Raw genomic sequence first — 22,427 nt, forward strand, 5'->3', positions numbered from 1 at the left:
TCCAGCTCGGTCTCGAACAAGGGTTGATCCACCTGTAAAATGTGCTTGGGCATAGCCCGCACCTGCTTTCCAATCGGTTTTCATATTCAGCGATTGAAAATCGTACACACAGGACGGGCTACGCTCCCACAACCTCAAAACTGCGCAAGAAACCGGACGTTATCCACGCATCGATAGGAGATTTCAATGCCGAAAGCATGGAATAAGAAAGATGAAAAACAATATAAGCATGTGAAAGACAGCGAGCTTGACCAAGGCCGCAGCAACGACCGGGCCGAAGAGATAGCAGCGGCGACCGTGAATAAGCAGCGCAGCAAAGAAGGACGCACAAAAAAGCAGCAGAAAGAGAAGAAAAGCAAGTAACGACGTCATATAGATGTCATATATCTTTTGTGCTAACGGCATGAGTCCGCTCGGCGACCGTGACGCGCAGGCTTCTTTCTTGAGCTTGCCGACAAGACGATAGTGACGTTTTCAACACTCGGGATTGCATACGATATCGACTAACCGCGGCGACGAACTGTCGCATCCAATGGCTTTACGACGTATTGACGGTGCATCCCGAACGATTCCTCCCCGGCGTTCATTGAACAGCAAGGTCGCTAAGCCACATGGTCGAAAGGAAGAGAACGACAAGCAGCACGAGGGCATTGAAGAGCGACAGGAGCATCAGCATGGTGTCCGTTTCGTCCCTCGGTTTCCAAGGCACCCATATCAATATCGCGAATCAGGGAGGCGCCGGCCACGACCGACGGCAAGACCCGCGCCAAGCTCTACGGCGAGGCGGCGAAGGATATGCAGGCCGATGATCCGCACAACTTCCAACGGCCAGGGCATCGTTGCGCTCATGGCGCTCGACATCCGCTCCAACTTCGATTTCAAACGCAAGGAAGGCGTCGAAACCTGCCATCGGCAGATCGAGGCCGTCAAGATAGCCTTCGCCGATGCTTTCGAATTCATGACCGATCCCAATGGGCGCGACATGGACGTGGAACGCTACTTGTCGTCGGAGTACGGCGCCGAATGCTCGCTCGATCCTGCGCGGGCGGCGCGTGTGCGCCAGACAAACGCAGCTATCGCGCGATCATCCCCGGCTTCCTGATGAAAGACGGCAAGCCCGTGGGCCTTTCGGCGCGATAGGCGGATGCATGCAGCCGCAGGGCCATGCGCAGGTCGCCATGAACACTATATCGATTTCGTTCTCAACCCGCAGCTGGCGTTGGACGCCCCGCGCTGGAAATGGGACAAGGGCAACGCTGTGCGGATGGAACCGGATCTGGGCTCCGACATCATGCATGGCCCTTTCCGCCACCGCGTGCACCACGTAGCGATCAACATGGAAGGCGCTGAGTTCGGGCGCGGGCAGGTGATCATGCGCAACGATAATGGCGTTTTCATCGGCGGCACCGAATCGCGCGCCGACAGTAACAACGCCTGCATATAATTTCGGATATACTGCATGGCATCGGCGGCGGGTATTGATATGAATTGTTGACATGGTCCCCTGATGCGACCCGTTGAACGGGACTGCGGGCGTGCTTTTGGCTATCGGAAGCGTTGCGCGCGGCTTGCTCGGGGGCTTTGCTGTGGCTGATCGCGTGCGACTACGGTGTTTGGAACGGGACTGCCCATGGCTGTGCTGTCTGGCACTGGCTATTTGGGTCTGCGCTGCCCGGGAGCCAAGGAAAGAGGAATACCGTGACCGACTCGATGATTTGTGATTCGCAAAAGACAGGGCTATCGGCTTCACTGGTGGTTTCTGGGCAGCAGTTGCTCTTCGGCCTCGTCGCGCGAGGTCGCAAGGCTATCGGTGCCGGAGAAGAGGCAGCTTTGCCGGACCAGTAAGAAATCCTTGCAGATTGCCCGTTCGGCATGTAATCCTTTCATGTTCGCAACATGAGTATTCCGCGGCGAAGCACATAGTTGCTATTAGACGCGTCCAATCAGCAACATGCTCGACACGCCGCACTTGCCCCGCTCGGTCAGATGCGGTATCTTATACAAGTTGCCAAAACAAGGCCAAGAAAGCGAAGCCTTGTGACAACATGCGCCCGTAGCCCAATGGATTAGAGCATCTGACTACGGATCAGAAGGTTACAGGTTCGAATCCTGCCGGGCGCACAGGAATGGCGGAATTCCAATGGTTTAAGACTGTTGGTTTCCGCATCTTTCATAAACCGGTACTCATCGGGCACACGGACCGCTCGTACAAAACCGTGGCATCCGCATCGTTGACGCCATCGGATGTGCTGCTTGGGGCGAGCAGGCTGTCGACCACAGTAAGGACATGATGGGAAGAGACGGGGCATCGACTGCGGTCGGGCGATTGGCGGCATCAGACAGGGCTTCGGGGCTGATCATGCTCGGGTGCGCGCTGCTGGGCATCTTGCTCGCGAATCTGCCGCTCACGGCCGATGTCTTCGCGCTTGTCGCGCACACCCATGTCGGCATTCCGGCGACCAACATCGATCTGCCAGTCGGCAGCTGGGCGCAGGACGGGTTGCTGACCATATTCTTTCTGGTGGTGGGGCTTGATCTCAAGCAGGAGCTGACCACGGGAACGCTGTCGAACCCGCGAACCGCCGCCGTGCCGATGCTGTCGGCTGTGGGCGGCATGCTGATTCCTCCGGCGCTGTTCCTGTCGGTTGCTCGGGCGGCGTCTTCGGCTCAGCTGGGGGATGGCACAGAAGATATGGGCGCTGCCGCGGCCGGATTCGATGCCGTCGCCCAAGGCTGGGCTATTCCCACCGCAACCGATATAGCGTTCTCATTGGCAGTGCTGTCCCTGTTCGCCAAGGCATTGCCCAACTCGATACGCGCGTTCCTGATGACGCTCGCCACCGTCGACGATCTGCTCGGCATCATAGTCATCGCCGTGTTCTTCTCGCGTCTCAATCAGTGGTATTGGTTCGCAGGGCTTGCCTTGTGCGCGTTCTTTTGGACGCTGCTGGTGCGGCGTCGGCGCGTGCCGTGGCTTGCCGTCGGCCTAGTGGGGATTGCAGCCTGGGTCATGATGTTTGAAGCCGGGGTACATCCTACGTTGGCGGGTGTGCTGGTCGGTTTGCTCACGCCGGCGACTGAGCGGCATGGTGAAATGACTCCGCGCGCGGCGCGCTACCGCGACCGGCTGCAGCCTTTATCCGCGCTTGTAGCGCTGCCGATATTCGCGATGTTCTCCACTGGCATGCATTGGGATGCCTTCACGCCAGCGCTGTTTGCTTCGCCGATCGTCATGGGCATTATCGTCGCGCTGGTCATCGGCAAGCCGTTTGGCATCATGACCACATCGTGGATCTGCACGCATCTCGCCCGGCTGGATCTGCCGGAAGGGCTGCGCGTGCGCGATCTGTTCCCCATGTCCTGCGCCTGCGGCATTGGATTCACCGTGTCCTTCCTGATCGCCTCGCTGGCGTACGCCGACGCGGGCATGGCCGCCGAAAGCAGGATCGGCATTCTGCTCGCCTCGCTGCTTTCCGCAGCAATATCCGGCATTCTGCTGCATCGTCAGTCGAAACGATATGAACGTATGATTCCAACTGGCGATGCGGCTACGGATCCGGGCCAGTAATCCGCTGGGTCATGGCTTTGACAGGCGTGCCTGTGCAGATGGCGGACAGGATGTGTAAACTCGCCAGCCCTTACATTGACGCGTTTCGTTCATGACGGAAGCGGCCGCCGGATCATGACGTACAGGATAAACTGATGACATGTTGAATCATCCTGATCCGGCCGACGTTCGCGGCGACGCGGCGGCAGTCGCGGATTATATCGAGCAGCTCGTGGCCGGTGGCGATCCCCGCGCCGAGACGGTCGCCGGGCTGTACCGTGATGTGCGGGCGCTCGTGCCATCGGCCGCGGAAGGTCGTTCCTACGGAATGCCGGCACTTGTCGTGCGCGGCAAAGCGTCGATCTCAGTCGTGGCGACGGCGAAGCATGTAGGCGTTTACCCTTATAGCGGCACGTCACTTGACGCGGTGAGAGGCGCGCTGCGCAGCGCCGGCATTCCGACGACGAAGGGCGCCATCCAGTTGCCCAACGACACGCCGTTGCCATCCGGCCTGCTCGAGCGTCTTATCGAGGCACGCTTGCAAGAGATCGAACACATCATGGGCCCGCGATGATATCGCCGCAGGATGCTGACGCTCCGATGTTTGACGGGATGCCGACTGTTCGGTAATCCCGGCAGGCTCGGATTGACGGTTCAGGCGAAACGTCAGACAGAATGTCGCAGGATGTGCCGTTTTTGCAATCGTTGCCACGATTTCCAGAGATTGACGCGTGAAAGGCACCAGCAGTGGCCCATGCCGTGTTCTCACGTGGCGCCAGACCCCGGCCGCAATCGCTGATCGACGCTACCCTTGAACATATCGCATAGCTAAGGATTGAACACATGGTGTGAGGAGAAGGTATGGCTGAAGACAAGGCGACATTCGAAAACAGGCAGTCAATTGATGGCCAGCCCGCCAATGGGCACAATGAAAACACACGGTCGGCGAAGGGGCAACTCGGGAACGGAAATTACTTGCACGATCCTGATGCCGAATTTACCGGTAACGGCAGCAATGCTGTCAGCGGCATGGAAGGCGGCGGCGAGCGCTCGCCGCTGGGGGAGAGTTACCGGCGCGGCCCGGTGCTGTTGCGCGGCTCGATGGTCCCGCACGACAACACGACGGCCAATCTGCTCAGGGAGGAACAGCCCACCGATTGGCTGCACATGGATCCGTGGCGTGTGCTGCGCATCCAGGCCGAATTCGTCGATGGGTTCGGCGCACTGGCTGAATTGGGCCCAGCGGTGAGCGTGTTCGGGTCGGCTCGGAGCAAGGAGAGCGAACCAGACTATCGGACTGCGGTGCAGATGGGAGCGTCGATCGCCAAGCGGGGAATCGCCGTCATCACCGGCGGGGGGCCGGGAATCATGGAGGCGGCCAATCGCGGGGCGTCGAGCGAGGGCGGCAAATCAGTGGGGCTCGGTATCGAGCTGCCGCATGAGCAGGGCATCAACCAGTGGGCGAATATCGGCATCAGCTTCCGCTATTTCTTCGTGCGCAAGACGATGTTCGTGAAATATTCCTCAGGCGTCATCGTCTGCCCCGGCGGCTTCGGCACATTGGACGAGCTTTTCGAGCTGCTCACCCTCGTGCAGACGCATAAGGTCAAGTCGATTCCGATCGTGCTCTTCGACACGGCATATTGGCACGGGCTGTTCGACTGGTTGGACTCGAACGTGCAGAACCGTGGATTCATTTCGCCGCTCGATCCCGAGCTGGTGGCGTTCACCGACGATCCTGACGAAGCGGTGCACGTCGCGGTCAGCGGAATCGTGCGGTAGGACAGTCGGACTGCAAGGCTGCTGGGAAGGCCGCGGGGCCGCGGTTTCCGACGTCCGTTACTGGTTTGCTGGCGACTGATGAATGGAATAGGACACGAACATGAATATGAGGCTGCGAACGTGGTTTTTCCACGTTGCGTTGCGTCTCTTCATTGCGGTGTGTATATGGCTTATGCGGTGCAGGTTGGTCATCCCGCATACGTCTATCTGGCTTATGCGTGGTGCCGATTCACCCTGGCTCCGAATGGATGGCGCACAAAACTGCCGTTTGACGGCGGCAATGCCCGAAGCGTCAGGAGAAGAGTGCCGCCAATAAGGCCAAGCATCTGTGCGGCACCTGAAATCTGCCACCAATAACGTCGATACAGCCCATTGACGGACCATTGCGAGTAGTGCGTGCACCGGCTACGGGAATCCAGCCACGCCCTGCATGGCAAAACATGAAAAGTAGCGGCTGCTCGGTGATCATCGGCTTGAACGAATGCCGGTAACAGGCCGTAATAAGCCATGATCGGTTGTGGCCGATTATCGTCTTTAGCTATTCTTGAGCGCGATGAGCGCGCCGGTGCCGACAGGCACGAACACGGAAGTGAAGCGTTCATCGGATTGCACATCGTCGAGCAGGGTGCGCATGGCGACCGCCTTATCGCTGCGGTCAGCAGGGTTGAGCACGCCGCCTTTGGACTTGGGGATTTGCAGCGCCATGACATCGGTGAAAACGATCACGCCGCGCTCGCCGAGCAGTCGGGGGGCCTGTTCGAAAGCGGCGGCATAATTCTCGGTCTCGCCGCACACGGCGATGAACTGATAGGTTCCGGCGTTCAAACGTGGCAGGAACACCTCGGCAGCGGCATTCACGGCGCGCAGGGTGGTTTGCGTCGCATCATCGAGCTTCGTGAACAGCGACCGGATCAAGCCGATGCCCTGTGCCGAAGAATCGACCGCTGTCAGCTGTCCACGCCCTGCGAGCCCGTCGACCAGCTGCAGCGTTTCCACGACGGAGCCAGTGCCGAGCGCGATCACCGACGTGGCGCCGACGAGCCGCACGAGCAATCCCAGCAGCTCGGCCTGCTGCGCCGTGCCTTGAGGCGAACCAGCCTCTTCAGCGCGACGGCGCACGGTCTGCGCATCATCGGATTGGCGAGTGAACGCGCGATCCTCGGCAAGTTCCCACATTTTCGCCAGATTAGTGTACGATGTCTTATCCATGATTCCCTACTTTACCGGTTTGTGAGCGCCATACGCTCCGAATATGGCGAAAACCGCCGATTGATGATTCTTCATGCCGATGTGCCGCATGCGCGGCGCATGATCCCGGCACGCCGCGCATAACAAGCCGTCGAAGGGCTGATTGCATGTCAGTAAGCTATCTGCGTTATGTGAGATGCCATTCCGCGGGGCGTCGAGTATCAGACGGCCCAGAACCGCCATTGACATCCGGCACTACTTGGGGGTGCTATGGGATCGGCGCCCCCACATAACCCAGATACTAAATTTTAGGTATTCTGGCAGGATCCCAGCCGGCATCTCCAAGGCCAGGGTGTTGGGCTGCGCTCTGCCGCGATGCCGCTTTGGCGTTTCAGCGCTCGCGCACGGCGGTGGTGAGCTGCCACATCTCCTCGCCGACATCGATGCCGCGCGGGCACGGACGACTGCATGCACGCACCGACTGGCAGGCGGCGATGCCATCGACGGTGTCGATCGCGTCAAGTCGCTGCCGCGCAGCGTCATCGCGCGAATCGTTGATGAAGCGCGAGGCGACGACCAGCGCCGCAGGACCGATGAACGCCTCGCCGCCGGCGAACACCGGGCAACTGCCTTCGCACAAGCCACACGCGATACAATTGCTCAACAGCTCGTATTTGGCCAGTTGCTCAGGCTTTTGCAGGTATTCCAAGACATCGACCTTGCCCTCATGGGTGGTGGCGAGCACGCCATCGGCCTGCAAGTAAGGCTGAAGGCGTTTGATCTGTTCGAGCATCGGATCGATGTCGGCAATCAGGTCGCGTTGCACAGGAAATCCCGGCAGCGGCGCAAGCTCGATGACGCCGAGATCCGGCATGTCTGCGGCTGGCGTAGCCGATGCGGCTGCGTCCCGAGACGCATCCGCGTTTCCGCTGTCCAGCCTGGCGAGAGATCGCGTGCCGGACGCAGGATTATCCGCCGCTGCAGTGCGGCGGAAGCCGTCGCCCGGCCTGCCTTGTTTCGCGTAATCGCATACTTTCGCCGTACACAGCAGCGTCGGTGTGCCATTGACTGCGGCCGCGTCCGAACCGCACATGCCGTGGGCGCAGGAATAGCGGAACGCCAGCGTCGGGTCGAGCGTGCGTTTGATGGTGAGCAGACAGTCCAGCACCGTGTCATGCGGGTGGGCGCGCAGAGTGTATTCCTGCCGCCACTGCCTCCCGCGCGGATGTTTGCGGGTTGAGCCGAAAGGCGATGCGGCTTTTCGAAAAGGGCTGTCGAAATGACGGTTCGGGCGTTCGGGACGCGGTGTGAAACGGTTCACCTGTATGGTGACCGTCACTGTAGCGCTGCCTGTGCCGTCCATGCGCCCGCCTTTCCTGACCTTTTGCCACCAGTTTGCCATGTGGGTCGGTCAGGGCGCCGGCGCTGCACGGGTTTCTATTTTGCACATGGTCTATGATGGGTCAGGAACGGCGTGTTTCCGCGGTTCTGCTTTTGCGGATCGACAGCGCGAGGCGCAGCCTCTCGCATCCTTTTGTCCGTGGCTGACATCTCCTCCGGACATCGTCCCGCGGAATCTTCGAGGCTGCTCGCCTCATTATCAGCAACGCGACTTGGTTGTCTGTTTGACGGCTCGACGCATTTAATGGGATGCATTTAATAGGTTCGTGCCTGCGGCGGCATGTCAAGGATATGCACAGGCTGCCAACGTACCGCCGAGTCGGTCGCGGTCATGGAGTGGGCGAGATAATGTTCGTCGTCGCGCGTGGCGAAATCGGTGCGGTATAAGGATCCGCGCGACTCGTGCCGTGCGTCCGTTGCGCGCAGCATGGCATCGGCGAGCATCGTCAAATGTCGTGCCTCCCAAATCGCGGTGAGCTCCTGATTGAACATCGCAACCGGCGTATGGCTTCGCAGTGCCTGGGCGCGTGGTAGCGCCACATCGTATAGCCATTCGCGTGCCGTTTCGATGCTGCGCGCATCGCACCGCACGGCGACAGCGCGCTCCATGGCTTCGCCAAGTTCTGACATCAGTTCGTAGGGGTTGTCGCCGGTATCAGCGTCTGAGCCGCCCGAATCGTCATATGCTGTGACGCCATTGGCGTGGGCTTCGTTGACCTTCCCGGCATCGGCGCTGCGCCCATAGTCGAGACCAGCCTGGGATTGCGCAGTGTGCCCGGAATCCTGTGACAGGAGCTGCTGCAGATCGGCGCTGCGACGTTCGGCGACCAGCGGAACCGGATCTTCGTCGGTGCCGTCCGCGGCAGCGCATCCCTTGGCGATCGGCCGCAGGATTCTTCCTGCGATGGCGGCTCCGGCACGGTTGCCGAACAGGCAGGCGTCGAGCAGCGAATTGCCTCCCAGACGGTTGGCCCCGTGCACGCTGACGCAGGAGCATTCCCCGGCCGCGTAGAGCCCTTGGACGATGCTGCGTGCGCCGTCATGCCAGCGATACACTTCGCCGTCAAGGCTGATGGGGATGCCGCCCATCGTGTAATGTGCGGTCGGCTTGACCGGCACGTAATCCTTACTGGGATCGAGAGCGGCATAGGTGTGAATGGTTTCGAGCACCTGCGGAAGGCTTTGCCGCATGCGTTCAGCCGGGATGCCGGTCATGTCGAGCCATACGCAGTCGCGTGGGCCGTCGGGATTCTTCGGATCCGGCACGCCGAGACCTTGGTCGACTTGGTCCAAGATGGCCCGGCTGACGACGTCGCGCGCGGCCAGATCGCCATGTTCCGGGGCATACCGCCGCATGAAGGCTTCGCCTGCGGCATTGCGCAGCACGCCGCCTTCGGAGCGTGCCGCCTCGGAGAGCAAGATGCCGCTGTGGGCGAGGCCGGTGGGGTGGAATTGGATGAACTCCATATCCTCCAGCTGCAACCCGGCCTCGAGTGCCAGTGCCATGCCGTCGCCGGTCAGGTCCCAGGAATTCGATGTGGTGTGGAACAGCCTTCCCGCGCCGCCGGTGGCGAGCAGGACGGCGCGGGCATGCAACGCGTGCACGGCGCCGACATGCGTGTCGAAGGCGACGACGCCTCGCACCATGTCTTTCGATGCGTTCAGAACAAGGTCGGTGACGACCCATTCCTCAGCGAATTCGACGCCCTTCGCCACGCACTGCTGCCATAGCGCGAATAAAATCTGATGGCCGACGCGATCAGCTGAATATGCGGCGCGTCTGATCGGCGCATGGCCGAAATCGGCGGTATGGCCGCCGAAGCGGCGTTGCGCGATATGCCCGTCCGCAGTCCGGGAGAATGCGGCTCCGGAGCGTTCCAAATTGATGACGGTTTCGGGCGCGTACTGCGCCAGCACCTGCGCGGCGTCTTGGTCGACGAGCCAATCGCCGCCTTTGACGGTGTCATAATAATGCCAATGCCAGTCATCATGTTCGACGTTGCCCAAGCTTGCTGCGATGCCGCCTTCGGCTGACCCGGTGTGCGAACGCAGCGGCTGCAGCTTGGAGATCACCAGAATCTTCGGTTCCGTGCCGTTCTCCCGTGCCGTTTGCATCGCAGGCGAGCGTAGCAGGCCTAAGGCAGCCGACAGCCCGGCCGCTCCGGCACCCACGATGATCGTGTCGTACATTGTCTCCACATGTTCCGGACTCATACCCACGATTCTTGCACATGGCAGGACTCGCGCCCTCGGTCTGCCGCGCGCCCGGGAGCGTTTGCCATGTCGGGAGTGGGCTTGCACTGCGTTTTCGAGACGATGGCCGATAATGGGGGCATGAACGAATCCTTCAGCAGCCGTGTCTACGATGTCGTCCGCCGCATTCCGATGGGCAAGGTGGCAACCTATGGCCAAGTCGCGGCTTTGGCTGGCAACGCCCGTAACGCCCGCATTGTCGGCTACGCTCTGCATTCCAATCCGGAGCCTGGCGTTGTTCCCTGCCATCGCGTGGTGTTCCGGGATGGCTCGCTCGCCCCCGGATTCGCCTTCGGCGGCCCTGAACGGCAGCGCGTGCTGCTGGAGGACGAGGGCGTGTCCTTTCTTCCGCCGGTGAAAAGCCATGCCAATGCCGGCGAGGATGGCTGGCTGGTTGATCTGAAGCGCTGCCAGTGGCAGGAGTGAGGCGGGTTCGGTCATCATTGGGCCTCCTCCGCTGTTAAGGCGCTGCGGGGATGGTTGTCGCTGGAGGCGCTCCTGGGATCACTGCTCGATTGTCGTATGATGCGGATCACGCCGTGATCGAACTCGATTATCCCCAGCAGCTCCATTTCGCCAAGCGTTTCGGCCAGTTGCGCGAAGGCCGTGCCGCCGGTGAGCATGGAGTGTATCGCCTCAGGGTTGGCAGCCAATTTTCGGCGGCGGCAGCATCGTATGGCAGTGCATATGGCTTCGTATCGGCGCTGCTCCTCATTCATCATGGGTTCGGCGTCGGTTCGTGAATCCGGCGGCATAACCGGCTCGGTCTGTTCTTTTCGCATTGTTTGCGCTTCTGGGTTGAAAGGCCCATGCCGCTTATGGCAGATTTCGTCAATATGGCGGGTCGAGCACAGGATAATGGCTTTGCCGTCGCGGATGAGCGCGTTGCAGCCGGCGTTGCCGGGCGAATCAATGTCGCCGGGGACCGCATAGACCTCGCGGCCCAGATCCGCCGCCCAGGTGGCGGTGTTGAGCGCGCCGGATCGGGCTCGGGCCTGAGCCACGACAAGCGTCGAGGACAGCGCTGCAATGATCCGGTTGCGCAGCAGGAAGCGCCGGGCTTCGGGCACTGTGCCGGGGCAGAGCTCGCTGATGAGCGCGCCTCCGTTGGCGACGATGGCCTCGAACAGGCGCTCGTTGCGTTGCGGGCCGATATGGTTCAGTCCGCCAGCGAACACGGCGACTGTGGCGCCAGCGCCGACATTGTCGTGTCGCGTTGCTTCGAGCGCGCCCCAATGCGCAGCAGCGTCTGCGCCGAATGCGCCGCCCGAGATGACGACATGGCCATCAGCTGCGGCCTGCAGTGCTATGTCATGTGCGACGCCTCGCCCGTATTCGCTCACGCCGCGTGAGCCCACGATGGCTATCGGCTTAGGACAGGCCACGAGGCTTGACGGCGCGCCGTAGCCCCACAGGCACAGCGGCGCCGCCCAATCCTTGCGTGTGGATAAATCAGCCAGCTGACCAGGCCAATACTCGCTGTGCGGCGCGATAATCCATTGGCTGCCGTTCATGGTGAACCAGTCGGACAGCAGCTGTGGGTCGCGCCCCGGCAATTGCGTGAAACGGCTGAGCCATCGGTCCAAAGCGCGGTGGAAAGTCTGCATGCCTCGCCGATCCACGCTGCGGCCCCACCGCACGATGCCGGTGGAGAATATGGATTCCAGCTCGCGCCTCGCATGCATGCCGGTTTTCGACAGGCTGGTTTTTGACAGACTCGATTGCGCCATGCCGCTTACGGAGTCGCGCAGTAGCGCCACCACTGCCTGTGCGCTTTGTGCTCCTTTGAGCAGGGCAAACATCAAGGCGTCTGCACCATCAAGGCAGAAGGTGAGCGTGGCGCGGGCGAGTGTTTCGGCATCCGGCGGCATGATCGCAGTCTGGCCGTTCATGACACCCTCGTACGTAGCGCGATGCCTTGCATCATCTCGGGTTTGCCAGGAGACTCCTTGCCTTCGAGATCGGCGAGCGTCCACGCCAGCCGCATCGCGCGGTCGGCGCCTCGCAAGCTCAGCCGCCGGCGTTTCAAGGCCTGATTGACCAGTTCCACGGCGGCGCGCGAAGTGTTTTCGCGCAGCCACGCGCCTCCGGCTTGGGCATTGCAGCCCCAATGCTGCTCCCGGAAGCGCTCCCGTGCCGCCGCGCGCGCTTTGGACACTGCCAGCCGTATATCCCTGCTGCATGGATTCCGCGCTGCACGTCGTCCGGTGATGCATTCTACGGGCGGCACTTCCACTTGGATGTCGATGCGGTCGAGAATCGGCCCCGAAAGTCGCGAAAAATAGCGCACCCGATCCTTTTCCCGGCAAGTGCAGCGTTCGCCGTCGCCGTATCCGAATCCGCACGGGCAGGGGTTCGCCGCCATAACCAGTTGGAACCGTGCCGGATAATACGTCGTTCCTTTGGCGCGGGACAGCGCCACATATCCCGATTCCAGCGGCTCGCGCAAGGTCTGCAGCGCACGCGGGGAGAATTCGGGTGCCTCGTCCATGAACAGGACGCCGCGGTGCGCTCGGGTGATGGCCCCGGGCTGCGCGACTCCCGATCCTCCGCCGACCAGCGCCGCGTTCGACGCGGTATGATGAGGCGCCTCGAATGGCGGTATAGTACTGATGCCGTGGGTGGCTAAAGTCCCGCACAGTGAGCGGATGGAGGCGACTTCGAGCTGCTCCGCTTCATCGAGCGGACTCATGATGCCAGGCAGGCGCGATGCGAGCATGGTCTTGCCCGCTCCCGGCGGCCCGGTCATCAGCACATGATGGCCTCCTGCCGCCGCCACCTGCAACACCCATTTGGTGTGCTCCTGGCCAACTACTTCGCTCATGTCCTGCGGCTGCGCAGGCGCTTGGCCGTCACCTGCCGTGTTGCGTGCCTCATCCCGGCGCTCAGGGGCAAGCTGGTACTTCGCATGCCCGCCCATCATCTCGATGAGCTCACCGACATGCCGGATACAGATCGCGTCCAGCCCGCCCACGAGCCTGGCTTCGTCCTCGTTGGCGCGCGGTATGATGATGCGCCTCAGGCCGCGCTGCTTGGCATGCAGCATGATCGGCAGCAGCCCGTTGATTCCCAGCACAGTGCCATCGAGATTGACCTCGCCCAGCGCGACGGTATCGACCAAGGTTTCGGTGTCGATCGCGCCCGCCGCGCCCAACACGCTGGCTGCTATCGCCAGATCGTGCGAAGAGCCACGCTTGGGCAGCGATGCAGGCGAAAGATTGACGGTGACCCGCGTTTGCGGCCATGAGAAACCGCTCGCCTGACAAGCCGATTTCACGCGCTCGCGGGCTTCGCTCAGCGAAGCGTCAGGAAGCCCGATGATGGAGAAGTACGGCAAGCCGGGCGAGATGAAGGACTGGATCTGGATGATGAAGGCCTTCAGCCCGATCAAGCCGACTGATAAAGCGCCGCCGATAGCCATCAGAACGCCTCGGGAATATAGTTTACGGTCGGTCCGGAGGCGTCAAGCAGAATGCTGATGACATCGAAGCGCACGCCATTATGCGTGATGCGATGCCTCGGATCAAGCAGCCATTGCACGCCTGCCCGGCGCAACCGCAGCCGTTTGCGCACTGTTACCGCTTCCTGCGGACTTCCATATCGCGTGGTGCGGCGAGTTTTCACCTCGACGAAGACGATCGTGCGATTCGGGTCGAGCATGACGAGATCCAGTTCGCCATAGCGCGTGTGCCAGTTGCGCGAGAGCGGCGACCAGCCTCGTCTGGCCAGCCAAGCTGCGGCGTACTCTTCGCCTAAGAGGCCGAACTGCGCTGGCGCAAGCGACGGGTCGCGTAATCGGCCTGACAGGTCTTGCAGCGCGCTCGCTGCCGCAAGGGCCGGGGAATCAACGTCACGAGGCACAACGGTGGTTTGCGGTTCATTGACGAGGGCTCCTGCGTTGCGGCAGGATGTTTCGACCGGCGATCGGGTGCCTCTGCGCAGCCGTGTGTCGCTAAGTTGTGTGCCGACAGGTTGTGTACTGATACGTGGTGTGTTCATATGACCAGTTGACCAGAAAACGCCCGCGGAGCACAGCGGGTACGGGTCATGTGGTCGAAGGGTACGATTCTGGCGTGTTGTGGATAAAATGTGGGTGCAATTGGGTTATCCACATTTCCAATGCACCGCATGGAGCCGCTGTGCGCAGGCCAATCCAAGGGCTGTTTGGCATAAAAACACCCGTGCAACACGGTTATCGCAACTATTCGCCGCGCCTTCAGCCGTGGCGGACCATGCCCAAGGCTGCAGCCGACCGACTGGGCGGCAACGGCATCCTGGTTCGACCGGTTCGGTACAGGGGCGACTCACGCCTCGCCCGGATGATTCACCTCACGAGCGAAGTCAGCTCGCCCAAATTGAGTTCGAAGCTCACGCCGCGATCCTCGTAATGCGGCTGGTTGCGTGTGCTCTGCATCGCATGGCGGACGAATTCGCCGGCGATCCGTGCCGACTCTTCAAGCGTGCGCCCGGCTAGCACGGCCCCGCACAGCGCCGAGGCGAAGGCGTCGCCGGTGCCGTGGATCATGAAGGGCAGCTTCTCATGTGTCAGCTCGCGCCGGGCCGCGACGCCGGTCGCAGCGCTCGCGACGTAGTTGCGCATGATGCCGTCGCCGCGGTCGATGCCTTTGAGCACGACGTTCTTGGCGCCGAGATCAAGCAGTGCCTGCAGCGCGTCGCTCACCTGCGCATCATCGAGGTCCTGCCCGGCGTACGCGCGGCCGGTGAGCAAGCTGGCCTCGGTCAGATTCGGCATCAGCACATCAGCGTCGTCTGCCAGCTGGGCTGTGGCCTTGCACAGCTCCTCGGTATAGGTGGGGTACATTTGCCCGCCGTCGCCCATCACCGGGTCGACCAGGCGCAGCGCCTTGGGATATTCGCGGTACAGCCGCTGAATGATGGCCACCTGCTCGGCAGAGCCGAGGAAGCCGCTGTAGACGCCGTCGAGATCGACATCCTCCTGCCGCCACGCGTCAAGATATCCGCTCAGAATCTCCGTGGTGTCATGGAAAGTGAACACCTTATATTTGGTGTGGGCCGAGAACAGGGCGGTCGGCACCGGGCAGACGTCGCAGCCGGCCGCCGACAGGATCGGAATTGCCGCGGTCAGCGAGCACTTGCCGTATCCGCACATGTCATGCACCGCTGCTACGCGCGGAATGTAGCGCGGGTCGCGTTCGAACAATGTCACATCCTGAGCCATGAAAAGCCTTTCCGTCACGCACTGCGGCACTGACCGGGGAAAACATTCAGGCCGGGCATTGCCGCAGGATTCGCCATATACGATTTTAGACCCTAGCGGTGCTAGGCTACGAGGCGCTCCCGCTCGCTCGTGCACGGCGTGTCGGATGGTTCCGCATTATCCCGCAGTGCGCTTGGCGGAAGTGTTTTTCCGCAGCAAGACCGCTCATCGCAACGTTTGCTAATCGGTTATAGGGAACACCGATAACGTCCAGCTTGAATTCGTGCCGTCGCGTGCCGTACCCTCGGATTATCGCCTCGCCAGGCGCCCATAGCGCCCCGGCGAAGCGGGCCAACGTTCTGCAATAACCAACCCACCAACCACCAAAAGAGGATGCCATGAGCGAGAACAACCACCAGTACCGTTTCGAGACCCTGCAGCTGCACGTCGGCCAAGAGGAGGCCGACGCCGTGACCGATTCGCGCGCGGTGCCGATCTACGCGACCACAAGCTACGTGTTCCATGATTTCGATCATGCCGAGGCGCGCTTCGGTCTGGCTGATCCAGGTAATATCTACGGCCGTCTGACCAACACCACGCAGGGCATATTCGAGGACCGCATCGCGGCGCTCGAAGGCGGCACCGCTGGCTTGGCCGTAGCTTCCGGCGCCGCTGCGGTCGAATATGCGGTGCGCAACATCACGCAGTCCGGCGATCATCTGGTCTCCTCGAAGAACATCTACGGCGGCACCTACAACCTCTTCCGCCACACCCTGCCGCGTGACGGCATCACCACCACCTTCGTCGATCCGGAGGTCCCGCAGAACTTCGAAGACGCCATCCAGGAGAACACCAAGCTCGTCTACTTCGAGACCTTCGGCAACCCGAACGCCGACCTGCCCGACTTCGAGGCGATCGCCGAGATAGCGCACCGCCATCATCTGCCCGTGATCGTCGACAACACCTTCGCCACTCCATACCTCTTCCGTCCGCTCGAGCATGGCGCGGACGTCGTCGTGGAATCCGCCACGAAGTTCATCGGCGGCCATGGCACGACTTTGGGCGGCGTGGTCGTCGAAGGCGGCACATTCAACTGGGCCGAGGTGCCGGGCAAGTTCCCGACGCTCACCGAGCCGGACCCCTCCTATCACGGCCTCAACTTCTACGAGGCGTTGGGCGGCGCGGCCTATGTCACCCGCATCCGCGCGATCCTGCTGCGCGACACTGGCGCGACGATCAGCCCCTTCGCGGCCTTCCTGCTGCTGCAGGGCACCGAGACGCTGTCGCTGCGAGTCGAGCGCCACGTCGAGAACGCGCTCAAGGTTGTCAAGTATCTGCAGACCGTACCGGAGGTCGAGTCGATCTCGCACCCCAGCATCGAAGGCAGGCGCGATCACGAGCTCTACCTCAAGTACTTCCCGAATGGCGCAGGCTCGATCTTCACCTTCGAGATCAAGGGCGGCAAGGACGCGGCGCGCGTCTTCATCAACAACCTGCACCTGTTCAGCCTGCTCGCCAACGTGGCAGACGTGAAAAGCCTCGTGATTCATCCGGCTTCGACCACGCACTCGCAGGAAAGCCCCGAGGAGCTAGAGGATCAGGGCATCCACGCGGGCACGATCCGGCTGTCGATCGGCACCGAGAACATCGAAGACATCATCGAAGATCTGAAGGGCGGCTTCGAGGCGCTGCGCGAATCCGGGTTGGCGAAATGACACTGTAGCTTACATCCTCGGGCGCAATCAAAAAGCCCGAACCAGAAGCCGGGTGCTTTCCTCATTCGAAAGGATGAGGAAAGCACCCGGCTTTTTCGGTCTTGCGCATGATGACGCCACGCCATTCGCATGTGTAGCGTAAGCGATGTTACGAACGGCAGTGTCAATAACACGGAGTTCCGAACGACGACTCACGACAGCGAAAGAGAAGGAGACCTACGCGATGACAAACAACAATCCGGTGGCCATCGAAACCATCGATCTGATCAAAGACTATGGACGCGGCGAAAACGCCGTCCACGCGCTGCGAGGTGTGAATGTCAGCTTCGAGCAAGGTCATTTCACCGCAATCATGGGCCCCTCCGGATCCGGCAAATCCACACTGATGCATATCTTGGCCGGCCTTGATTCGGCAAGCGGCGGCAGGATCATCTTCGGCGGTGCCGATCTGACCGCGATGAACGACAATCAGCTGACCCTGCTGCGCCGGCACCGCATCGGATTCATCTTCCAAAGCTTCAACCTGCTGCCGATGTTCAGCGCCGAACAGAATATCCTCATGCCATTGACCTTGGCCGGGGAGAAATCAGATCGCGCTTGGTTCCAGCTGCTGGTCAAGACGCTGGGACTCGAAAGCCGTCTGAACCACCGGCCGAACGAACTGTCCGGCGGCCAGCAGCAGCGCGTCGCCATCGCCCGTGCTCTCATCACGAAGCCTTCGGTTGTTTTCGCCGACGAGCCGACCGGCAACCTCGATTCGGTCTCCAGCGCCGAAGTCCTGAGTTTTCTCAAGCAATCGGTCAAGGAGCTCGGGCAGACCATCATCATGGTCACGCACGATGCGATCGCCGCATCCTACGCCGATCGCGCTATCGTCTTCGCCGACGGACGCATCGTGGCCGATGAGGCCAATCCTTCCGCCGAACGCATGAGCGGGCTGCTCATGGAGGAACGCGAGCGCGCTACGCGGGCCACTGCGACGCCGAGCATTACTCAGCTGATGGCCGACAGTCCTCAGTCGCCGACTCCGGCTGCTGACGGCAGCGCGTCTTTCGCGCAGCGTGTCCGTAGCGCAACCCGGCAACCGCAATGAGGCTGCGCCGCGCCATGAACGCCGAATTCATTGAATCCGCCGAACCCAGCGGCGGAATTTCCGCTCAGCAACAACAGCGCGCTCAGGTACAGACAGACGCGCACGGACGCACGACAGCAGAACGTCAGAAGGATTTCCCATGTGGTCAGTGACTTTGAAACTTATGAAGAAGAGCCTGCGGATGCTCATCCCGGCAGGCATAGCCATCATCATCGGCACGGCGTTCATCGCCAGCACGTTCCTGTTCGGCAATACGCTGAACGATTCGCTGCGCGCCCAGCTGACGGCGCAATTCGGCAAGGCGAACTACGCCATTGGCGTTACGGATGATAAGGCTGGCACCGATCCGCATTCCAGCACAGTAGCCGACTTCCACCCCGAGCAGATCCGGGCGGTCGACGGGGTGCGCGGCATGCGAGTCAGCACGATGGTCTCCATCGAAGTCGGCAACGGCGATAGGCATATCTCGTCGACGGGCATCGGCGGGTCAAACGACATGCAATTGCTTCCGGTCACGATGCCGCAAGGCCGGCAGCCGCGCAACGTTCACGAGATCGCGTTGCCTGAGAACATGGCGAGACAGCTCAACGTCGGCATCGGCGACATGGTGGGCGTGAACGCGCAGGGCTCGGGAGCGGGCGGATCTGATGCGATGCCGCGCATGCGTGTCGTCGGGTTCACGAACGATCCCTATGGCGCGTTCGCCACGTACAACGGAGCCGCGATCCTCGCTGACGATGCCGTCGCATCCCTGCAGGGTCATAAGGGCTTCAATACGATCAACGCCTCCACGGTGTATCTCGATATAGCGCCCGGGAAGGCCGATGCGGCCATTGCGAAGATACGATCCCTGATCCCCAAAGGATTCGAAGTCCAATCCAGCACGGCGATATCGGATGCGCAGATGAAGTCGCTCGGCGATGACGGCATGACTCCGGTGACCATATTCCTGCTGGTCTTCGGCGTCATCGCCATGTTCGTCGCCGCGCTCGTCATCGCCAACACCTTCCAAGTGCTTGTGGCGCAGCGACGGCGCACCTTCGCGCTCCTGCGCACGATCGGCGCGAAGAAAGGCCAGATCTACCGTTCGGTGATCCTCGAATCCGTCCTGCTCGGACTTGCCTCTTCGCTGATCGGCATCGCGACGGGCATGGGCATTATGACGCTGGCAGGGGCTGCCGGCGCACTGAAATCGATATATGGTGCAGCGCCCCATGCGTTGCTTGTCATCACGCCGCCGGTCATTATCGTGCCGCTCGCCTTCGGCATCGTCATGACGGTGATGGCAGCACTTGGATCGGCGCGCGCCGCTACGAATGTCACCCCGCTGGAGGCGCTGCGTCCGGTCGAACTCAGCGAAGGCGCCGCATCCAGCCACCGCATGCGTACGATCATCGGCACGCTGCTCACTGTGATCGGCGCCGCGATGGCCGTGGTCTCCATCATCAGGATGCGGGATTTGCTGGGCGCTGCCAATACCCAGAGCTCTGAGGGCAGCGGATACTCGACGATTCTGCTCATGGCGATCGTCGCATGCGTGTTCGTCTTCCTGGGCCTTGCTCTCGCCGCCTCCTCTTGGCTGCCTATGCTGATGAAAGGCGTCGGCGCGCTAGTCGCCAAGACGGGTCCTTCGGCCACGATCGCCAATGCGAATGTGCAAAAGAACCCTCGGCGTGTGGCGGCCACCGGGCTCGCGCTGTTGATCGGCGTGACGCTCGTTTCGACTATTGCGACCGGCGCCGCAAGCGGCAAGCAGACGATGAGCGACGCGCTCGACACGCGCTACAGCGTCGACCTGGTGGCAACCGGGACGCAGCTGAGCCGGAAATCCGCTGACAAGGCGGCACAGGTGTCCGGAGTGACGCATATGATTTACGCTCCCGCGGCAACCGGCACGGTCACGGATGCGAAGGGCCGGCATTATTCGGTGCTGCTGGTTGGCGTCACCGGTTCCGACCAGTTGAAGAAAGTGATGCACACGGATATCGCTGGAGCGCAGATCGCTGGCAGCCAGGCGCTGCTGCCCAGATACTCGGCCATGAGCGGCAAAGAGCTGACATTCAACGGCACGACGGTGTTCCAAGGTGATGAGGGTGAATCCGAGAACAAGGCGCAGGGCACTTCGGGCGACGCATCTTCGGAAAACGTCAAGGAACCCCAGGTGAAGTTCGGCGTCGGGCAACGTGACTTCCGTCGTGTTTCCGGCGACTATGAGGTCACGGCGTTTGTGAGCGCCGATCTGTTCGCCTCTCACACGCTTAAGGAGCAAGGACATATACTGCTGGCCAGCGTCGATCCGCACGCCACGAATCTTGCGGATACTTTCCAGAATGTGCAGAGCGCGCTGGCTGAGGATATGGGCGTGAGACTGAGCGGGCCAGTCGCCGAGCGGCTGCAATGGGAGAACGTGATCGACACTATGCTCAAACTCTTGGTTGGGCTGCTTGCGGTTGCCGTGCTAATCGCCCTGATTGGCGTGGCCAACACGCTGAGCCTGTCCGTCATCGAACGCACGCGCGAATCGGCGACCCTGCGCGCCATCGGCATGACGCGAGGCCAGCTGCGCCGCTCGCTATCAGTCGAGGCGCTGCTCATCGCTCTGGTCAGCGGGCTGTCCGGCATCGTGCTCGGCACGCTGTTCGGCTGGCTGGGATCCTACACGGTCTTCAGCCTCTACGGCACGATCGCCCTGCCATTCGAGTGGCAGACGAATGGGGTCGTGCTGCTGATAACAGCCATCGCCGCGTTGCTCGCCAGCGTCTTCCCGGCGAGGCGCGCGCTCAGAACGGCTCCGGTGAAGGCGCTTGCCGAGGCATAAGACCGCCAGCGCCACGTCAGGTGGCCAAGTCAATAATGGCGGTTTGCCGTAGCCAAAGCTTGGGACCATGAAGGGCCCAAGCTTTGCGTTTCCGTGCTTTCGCGTGGCCGGCTCATGCTTTTCGATCACGTACAAAAAGTATGAGTCGGAATGAATGTTTCGGGTGAGGTTTTGGCCATTAAAAACGCTGAAAACCAGCCATTCAGGTGCTCGAAAGCCGACATGCCAATGTACGTTTGACTCATGCTTCTCCTGCTAAATCCAAAAAAGCGAATCGAAGATCACCTACGCCTCGATCAGCCCGTTTTCATACGCGAAGACGACGGCCTGAACACGGTCGCGTGCGTTGATCTTCGCCAGAATATGCGCCACATGCGTTTTGACTGTCGGCAAGCTGATGAAGAGCTTATCGGCGATCTCCTGATTCGACAGGCCGTGGGCAATCTCTATCAGCACTTCGCGCTCGCGTTCGGTCAGTTCGTTGAGCTCCGGGTCGGTGTAGCGGGCTGGTGTCGAAGCGGCTTCAGCTGGATGCGCGCCGTACACCGGCTGACCATTCTGCTGCCCGCCCGGCTCGTTTTGTCGGTTCCCCGCATTCGGATCCGCCCCGGCAATCTCCCCGTCCAGCATCTTCTCGATGAGCCGTTTGGTCGCGGTCGGCGCGATGATGGCGTTGCCCTGGAACACGGTTCGAATCGAATTGAGCAGCGTCTCCGGCTCGGTGTCCTTGAGTAGGAAACCGGATGCGCCGGCATTGATAGCGGCCATCACGTATTCGTCAAGGTCGAAAGTTGTCAGGATGATGACACGTGTCGTTTGTGGTGCCAGCTGCGCCGTCGCCTGCTCCTCCTGCGAGGCACAGCCATTGCCGGACGAGGCGTCTGCAGCGTTTTCGCGGGCTGAGACGGACTCATTTCCTTGGTATCCCGCACGCGCAATCGCCTGCGGCGGCAGCGTATTCGTCGCACTGATGCGCCGGGTCGCCTCGATGCCGTCCATGCCGGGCATGCGCACATCCATCAGCACCACATCCGGATGCAGCATTTCAGCCATGGCCACGGCCTGCGCGCCATCGCCGGCTTGCGCCACCACCTGCATATCGGCCTGCGAACCGATCACCATCGAGAACCCTGCGCGCACCAGCTCCTGGTCGTCCGCGATGATCACCCGTATCCGCCGCATTTCATTCATGTCTTCACTCTAGCGAACCGGGTGGCTCTTGCATGGTCGTGACTCTCGAAATTCATTGCCCTGCATCGCCGCCCTGCACGGCGCCCGGTGCCTCAGTCACCATAGTGTTCACGCGATGTTCATCGTGCCGGTGCGAATCGCGCCGCGCGGAACCCTACGATGAAGACGATACGATGAAAAATCCATGACGTCGGAGTTGCTGGTGATTGATTTGCCATAGCGTGTTCGGCAGGCGGCGAGCGCCAAAGGGCAAACGGTCA

General features: G+C 61.3%; 17 protein-coding genes, 1 tRNA gene and 1 pseudogene. 11 read left to right on the plus strand and 8 right to left on the minus strand.

All coding sequences use genetic code 11. From position 1 onward, the window contains the following. The first annotated feature begins 186 nt into the window (after nucleotides 1-186). The 7 genes and pseudogenes from LKG04_RS06565 to LKG04_RS06595 all read left to right on the plus strand — a co-directional run bounded on the left by LKG04_RS06565 (nucleotide 187) and on the right by LKG04_RS06595 (nucleotide 5,329). The gene (locus tag LKG04_RS06565; protein ID WP_291762111.1) at nucleotides 187-363 is read left to right on the plus strand and encodes a hypothetical protein; all 177 of its coding nucleotides are present in this window, start codon (nucleotides 187-189) and stop codon (nucleotides 361-363) included. Nucleotides 364-805: 442 nt separating this feature from the next. Further along, complete coding sequence (locus tag LKG04_RS06570; protein ID WP_291762113.1) at nucleotides 806-1,102, plus strand: gamma-glutamyltransferase; 297 nt, start codon at nucleotides 806-808, stop codon at nucleotides 1,100-1,102. Between the two features lie 42 nt (nucleotides 1,103-1,144). After that, the gene (locus tag LKG04_RS06575; protein WP_291762115.1) at nucleotides 1,145-1,444 is read left to right on the plus strand and encodes a gamma-glutamyltransferase; all 300 of its coding nucleotides are present in this window, start codon (nucleotides 1,145-1,147) and stop codon (nucleotides 1,442-1,444) included. Nucleotides 1,445-2,047: 603 nt separating this feature from the next. After that, a tRNA-Arg gene (locus tag LKG04_RS06580) sits at nucleotides 2,048-2,121 on the plus strand. 166 nt (nucleotides 2,122-2,287) lie between these two features. Beyond that, nucleotides 2,288-3,523 (plus strand): annotated as a pseudogene (locus tag LKG04_RS06585) (Na+/H+ antiporter NhaA); the annotation flags it as partial. Nucleotides 3,524-3,707: 184 nt separating this feature from the next. Further along, entirely contained in the window at nucleotides 3,708-4,121 is a 414-nt protein-coding gene (locus tag LKG04_RS06590; protein WP_291762121.1) for an iron chaperone, read from the plus strand. 455 nt (nucleotides 4,122-4,576) lie between these two features. Further along, complete coding sequence (locus LKG04_RS06595; protein WP_291762181.1) at nucleotides 4,577-5,329, plus strand: TIGR00730 family Rossman fold protein; 753 nt, start codon at nucleotides 4,577-4,579, stop codon at nucleotides 5,327-5,329. 534 nt (nucleotides 5,330-5,863) lie between these two features. Here the strand turns inward: LKG04_RS06595 and LKG04_RS06600 are convergent. The 3 genes from LKG04_RS06600 to LKG04_RS06610 all read right to left on the minus strand — a co-directional run bounded on the left by LKG04_RS06600 (nucleotide 5,864) and on the right by LKG04_RS06610 (nucleotide 10,132). After that, nucleotides 5,864-6,538, minus strand: a complete 675-nt coding sequence (locus LKG04_RS06600) for an O-methyltransferase (protein WP_291762123.1) — start codon at nucleotides 6,536-6,538, stop codon at nucleotides 5,864-5,866. A gap of 370 nt (nucleotides 6,539-6,908) precedes the next feature. Then, nucleotides 6,909-7,880: a succinate dehydrogenase/fumarate reductase iron-sulfur subunit gene (locus LKG04_RS06605; protein ID WP_291762125.1), complete on the minus strand. Its 972-nt coding sequence runs from the start codon at nucleotides 7,878-7,880 to the stop codon at nucleotides 6,909-6,911. A 293-nt stretch (nucleotides 7,881-8,173) separates the two neighbouring features. Further along, nucleotides 8,174-10,132 (minus strand): FAD-binding protein, encoded by a 1,959-nt coding sequence (locus tag LKG04_RS06610; protein ID WP_291762127.1) that lies wholly within the window; start codon nucleotides 10,130-10,132, stop codon nucleotides 8,174-8,176. A 120-nt stretch (nucleotides 10,133-10,252) separates the two neighbouring features. On the opposite strand from LKG04_RS06610, the gene LKG04_RS06615 reads away from it, so the two are divergent. Further along, nucleotides 10,253-10,597 carry an MGMT family protein gene (locus tag LKG04_RS06615; RefSeq protein ID WP_291762129.1) on the plus strand — a complete coding sequence of 115 codons (345 nt, stop codon included), beginning with the start codon at nucleotides 10,253-10,255 and terminating at the stop codon, nucleotides 10,595-10,597. A 14-nt stretch (nucleotides 10,598-10,611) separates the two neighbouring features. Here the strand turns inward: LKG04_RS06615 and LKG04_RS06620 are convergent, their stop codons facing one another. From LKG04_RS06620 to LKG04_RS06635, 4 genes are all read right to left on the minus strand, one after another. Beyond that, nucleotides 10,612-12,063: a DNA-processing protein DprA gene (locus tag LKG04_RS06620; protein ID WP_291762131.1), complete on the minus strand. Its 1,452-nt coding sequence runs from the start codon at nucleotides 12,061-12,063 to the stop codon at nucleotides 10,612-10,614. Next, nucleotides 12,060-13,592, minus strand: coding sequence for a YifB family Mg chelatase-like AAA ATPase (locus tag LKG04_RS06625; protein WP_291762133.1), 1,533 nt, complete (start codon nucleotides 13,590-13,592; stop codon nucleotides 12,060-12,062). Before LKG04_RS06625 ends, LKG04_RS06620 begins: the two co-directional genes overlap by 4 nt. Beyond that, nucleotides 13,592-13,987, minus strand: coding sequence for a YraN family protein (locus LKG04_RS06630; RefSeq protein WP_434734862.1), 396 nt, complete (start codon nucleotides 13,985-13,987; stop codon nucleotides 13,592-13,594). Before LKG04_RS06630 ends, LKG04_RS06625 begins: the two co-directional genes overlap by 1 nt. A gap of 508 nt (nucleotides 13,988-14,495) precedes the next feature. After that, nucleotides 14,496-15,371, minus strand: a complete 876-nt coding sequence (locus LKG04_RS06635) for a pyridoxamine kinase (protein WP_291762136.1) — start codon at nucleotides 15,369-15,371, stop codon at nucleotides 14,496-14,498. A gap of 377 nt (nucleotides 15,372-15,748) precedes the next feature. Here LKG04_RS06635 and LKG04_RS06640 point away from each other — a divergent pair, with 377 nt between their 5' ends. From LKG04_RS06640 to LKG04_RS06650, 3 genes are all read left to right on the plus strand, one after another. Continuing rightward, on the plus strand, nucleotides 15,749-17,065 hold the full coding sequence (locus LKG04_RS06640) for an O-acetylhomoserine aminocarboxypropyltransferase/cysteine synthase family protein (protein ID WP_291762138.1): 1,317 nt from the start codon (nucleotides 15,749-15,751) through the stop codon (nucleotides 17,063-17,065). Nucleotides 17,066-17,288: 223 nt separating this feature from the next. Beyond that, nucleotides 17,289-18,158, plus strand: a complete 870-nt coding sequence (locus tag LKG04_RS06645; protein WP_291762152.1) for an ABC transporter ATP-binding protein — start codon at nucleotides 17,289-17,291, stop codon at nucleotides 18,156-18,158. Between the two features lie 139 nt (nucleotides 18,159-18,297). Beyond that, the gene (locus LKG04_RS06650) at nucleotides 18,298-20,976 is read left to right on the plus strand and encodes an ABC transporter permease (protein WP_291762154.1); all 2,679 of its coding nucleotides are present in this window, start codon (nucleotides 18,298-18,300) and stop codon (nucleotides 20,974-20,976) included. 285 nt (nucleotides 20,977-21,261) lie between these two features. Here the strand turns inward: LKG04_RS06650 and LKG04_RS06655 are convergent, their stop codons facing one another. After that, a complete protein-coding gene (locus LKG04_RS06655; RefSeq protein ID WP_291762156.1) occupies nucleotides 21,262-22,167 on the minus strand; it encodes a response regulator in 906 nt (301 codons plus the stop codon). Nucleotides 22,168-22,427 lie beyond the last annotated feature (260 nt).

The organism is Bifidobacterium sp. (assembly GCF_022640935.1).
In the GTDB taxonomy this organism is placed as follows: Bacteria; Actinomycetota; Actinomycetes; order Actinomycetales; family Bifidobacteriaceae; genus Bifidobacterium.

What these genes read in the sequence shown, in the direction of transcription:
- LKG04_RS06565 (WP_291762111.1), top strand. Translation starts at nt 187, where the DNA reads ATGCCGAAAGCATGGAATAAGAAAGATGAAAAACAATATAAGCATGTG.
- LKG04_RS06570 (WP_291762113.1), top strand. Translation starts at nt 806, where the DNA reads ATGATCCGCACAACTTCCAACGGCCAGGGCATCGTTGCGCTCATGGCG.
- LKG04_RS06575 (WP_291762115.1), top strand. Translation starts at nt 1,145, where the DNA reads ATGCATGCAGCCGCAGGGCCATGCGCAGGTCGCCATGAACACTATATC.
- LKG04_RS06590 (WP_291762121.1), top strand. Translation starts at nt 3,708, where the DNA reads ATGTTGAATCATCCTGATCCGGCCGACGTTCGCGGCGACGCGGCGGCA.
- LKG04_RS06595 (WP_291762181.1), top strand. Translation starts at nt 4,577, where the DNA reads ATGGAAGGCGGCGGCGAGCGCTCGCCGCTGGGGGAGAGTTACCGGCGC.
- LKG04_RS06600 (WP_291762123.1), bottom strand. Translation starts at nt 6,538, where the DNA reads ATGGATAAGACATCGTACACTAATCTGGCGAAAATGTGGGAACTTGCC.
- LKG04_RS06605 (WP_291762125.1), bottom strand. Translation starts at nt 7,880, where the DNA reads ATGGACGGCACAGGCAGCGCTACAGTGACGGTCACCATACAGGTGAAC.
- LKG04_RS06610 (WP_291762127.1), bottom strand. Translation starts at nt 10,132, where the DNA reads ATGAGTCCGGAACATGTGGAGACAATGTACGACACGATCATCGTGGGT.
- LKG04_RS06615 (WP_291762129.1), top strand. Translation starts at nt 10,253, where the DNA reads ATGAACGAATCCTTCAGCAGCCGTGTCTACGATGTCGTCCGCCGCATT.
- LKG04_RS06620 (WP_291762131.1), bottom strand. Translation starts at nt 12,063, where the DNA reads ATGAACGGCCAGACTGCGATCATGCCGCCGGATGCCGAAACACTCGCC.
- LKG04_RS06625 (WP_291762133.1), bottom strand. Translation starts at nt 13,592, where the DNA reads ATGGCTATCGGCGGCGCTTTATCAGTCGGCTTGATCGGGCTGAAGGCC.
- LKG04_RS06635 (WP_291762136.1), bottom strand. Translation starts at nt 15,371, where the DNA reads ATGGCTCAGGATGTGACATTGTTCGAACGCGACCCGCGCTACATTCCG.
- LKG04_RS06640 (WP_291762138.1), top strand. Translation starts at nt 15,749, where the DNA reads ATGAGCGAGAACAACCACCAGTACCGTTTCGAGACCCTGCAGCTGCAC.
- LKG04_RS06645 (WP_291762152.1), top strand. Translation starts at nt 17,289, where the DNA reads ATGACAAACAACAATCCGGTGGCCATCGAAACCATCGATCTGATCAAA.
- LKG04_RS06650 (WP_291762154.1), top strand. Translation starts at nt 18,298, where the DNA reads ATGTGGTCAGTGACTTTGAAACTTATGAAGAAGAGCCTGCGGATGCTC.
- LKG04_RS06655 (WP_291762156.1), bottom strand. Translation starts at nt 22,167, where the DNA reads ATGAATGAAATGCGGCGGATACGGGTGATCATCGCGGACGACCAGGAG.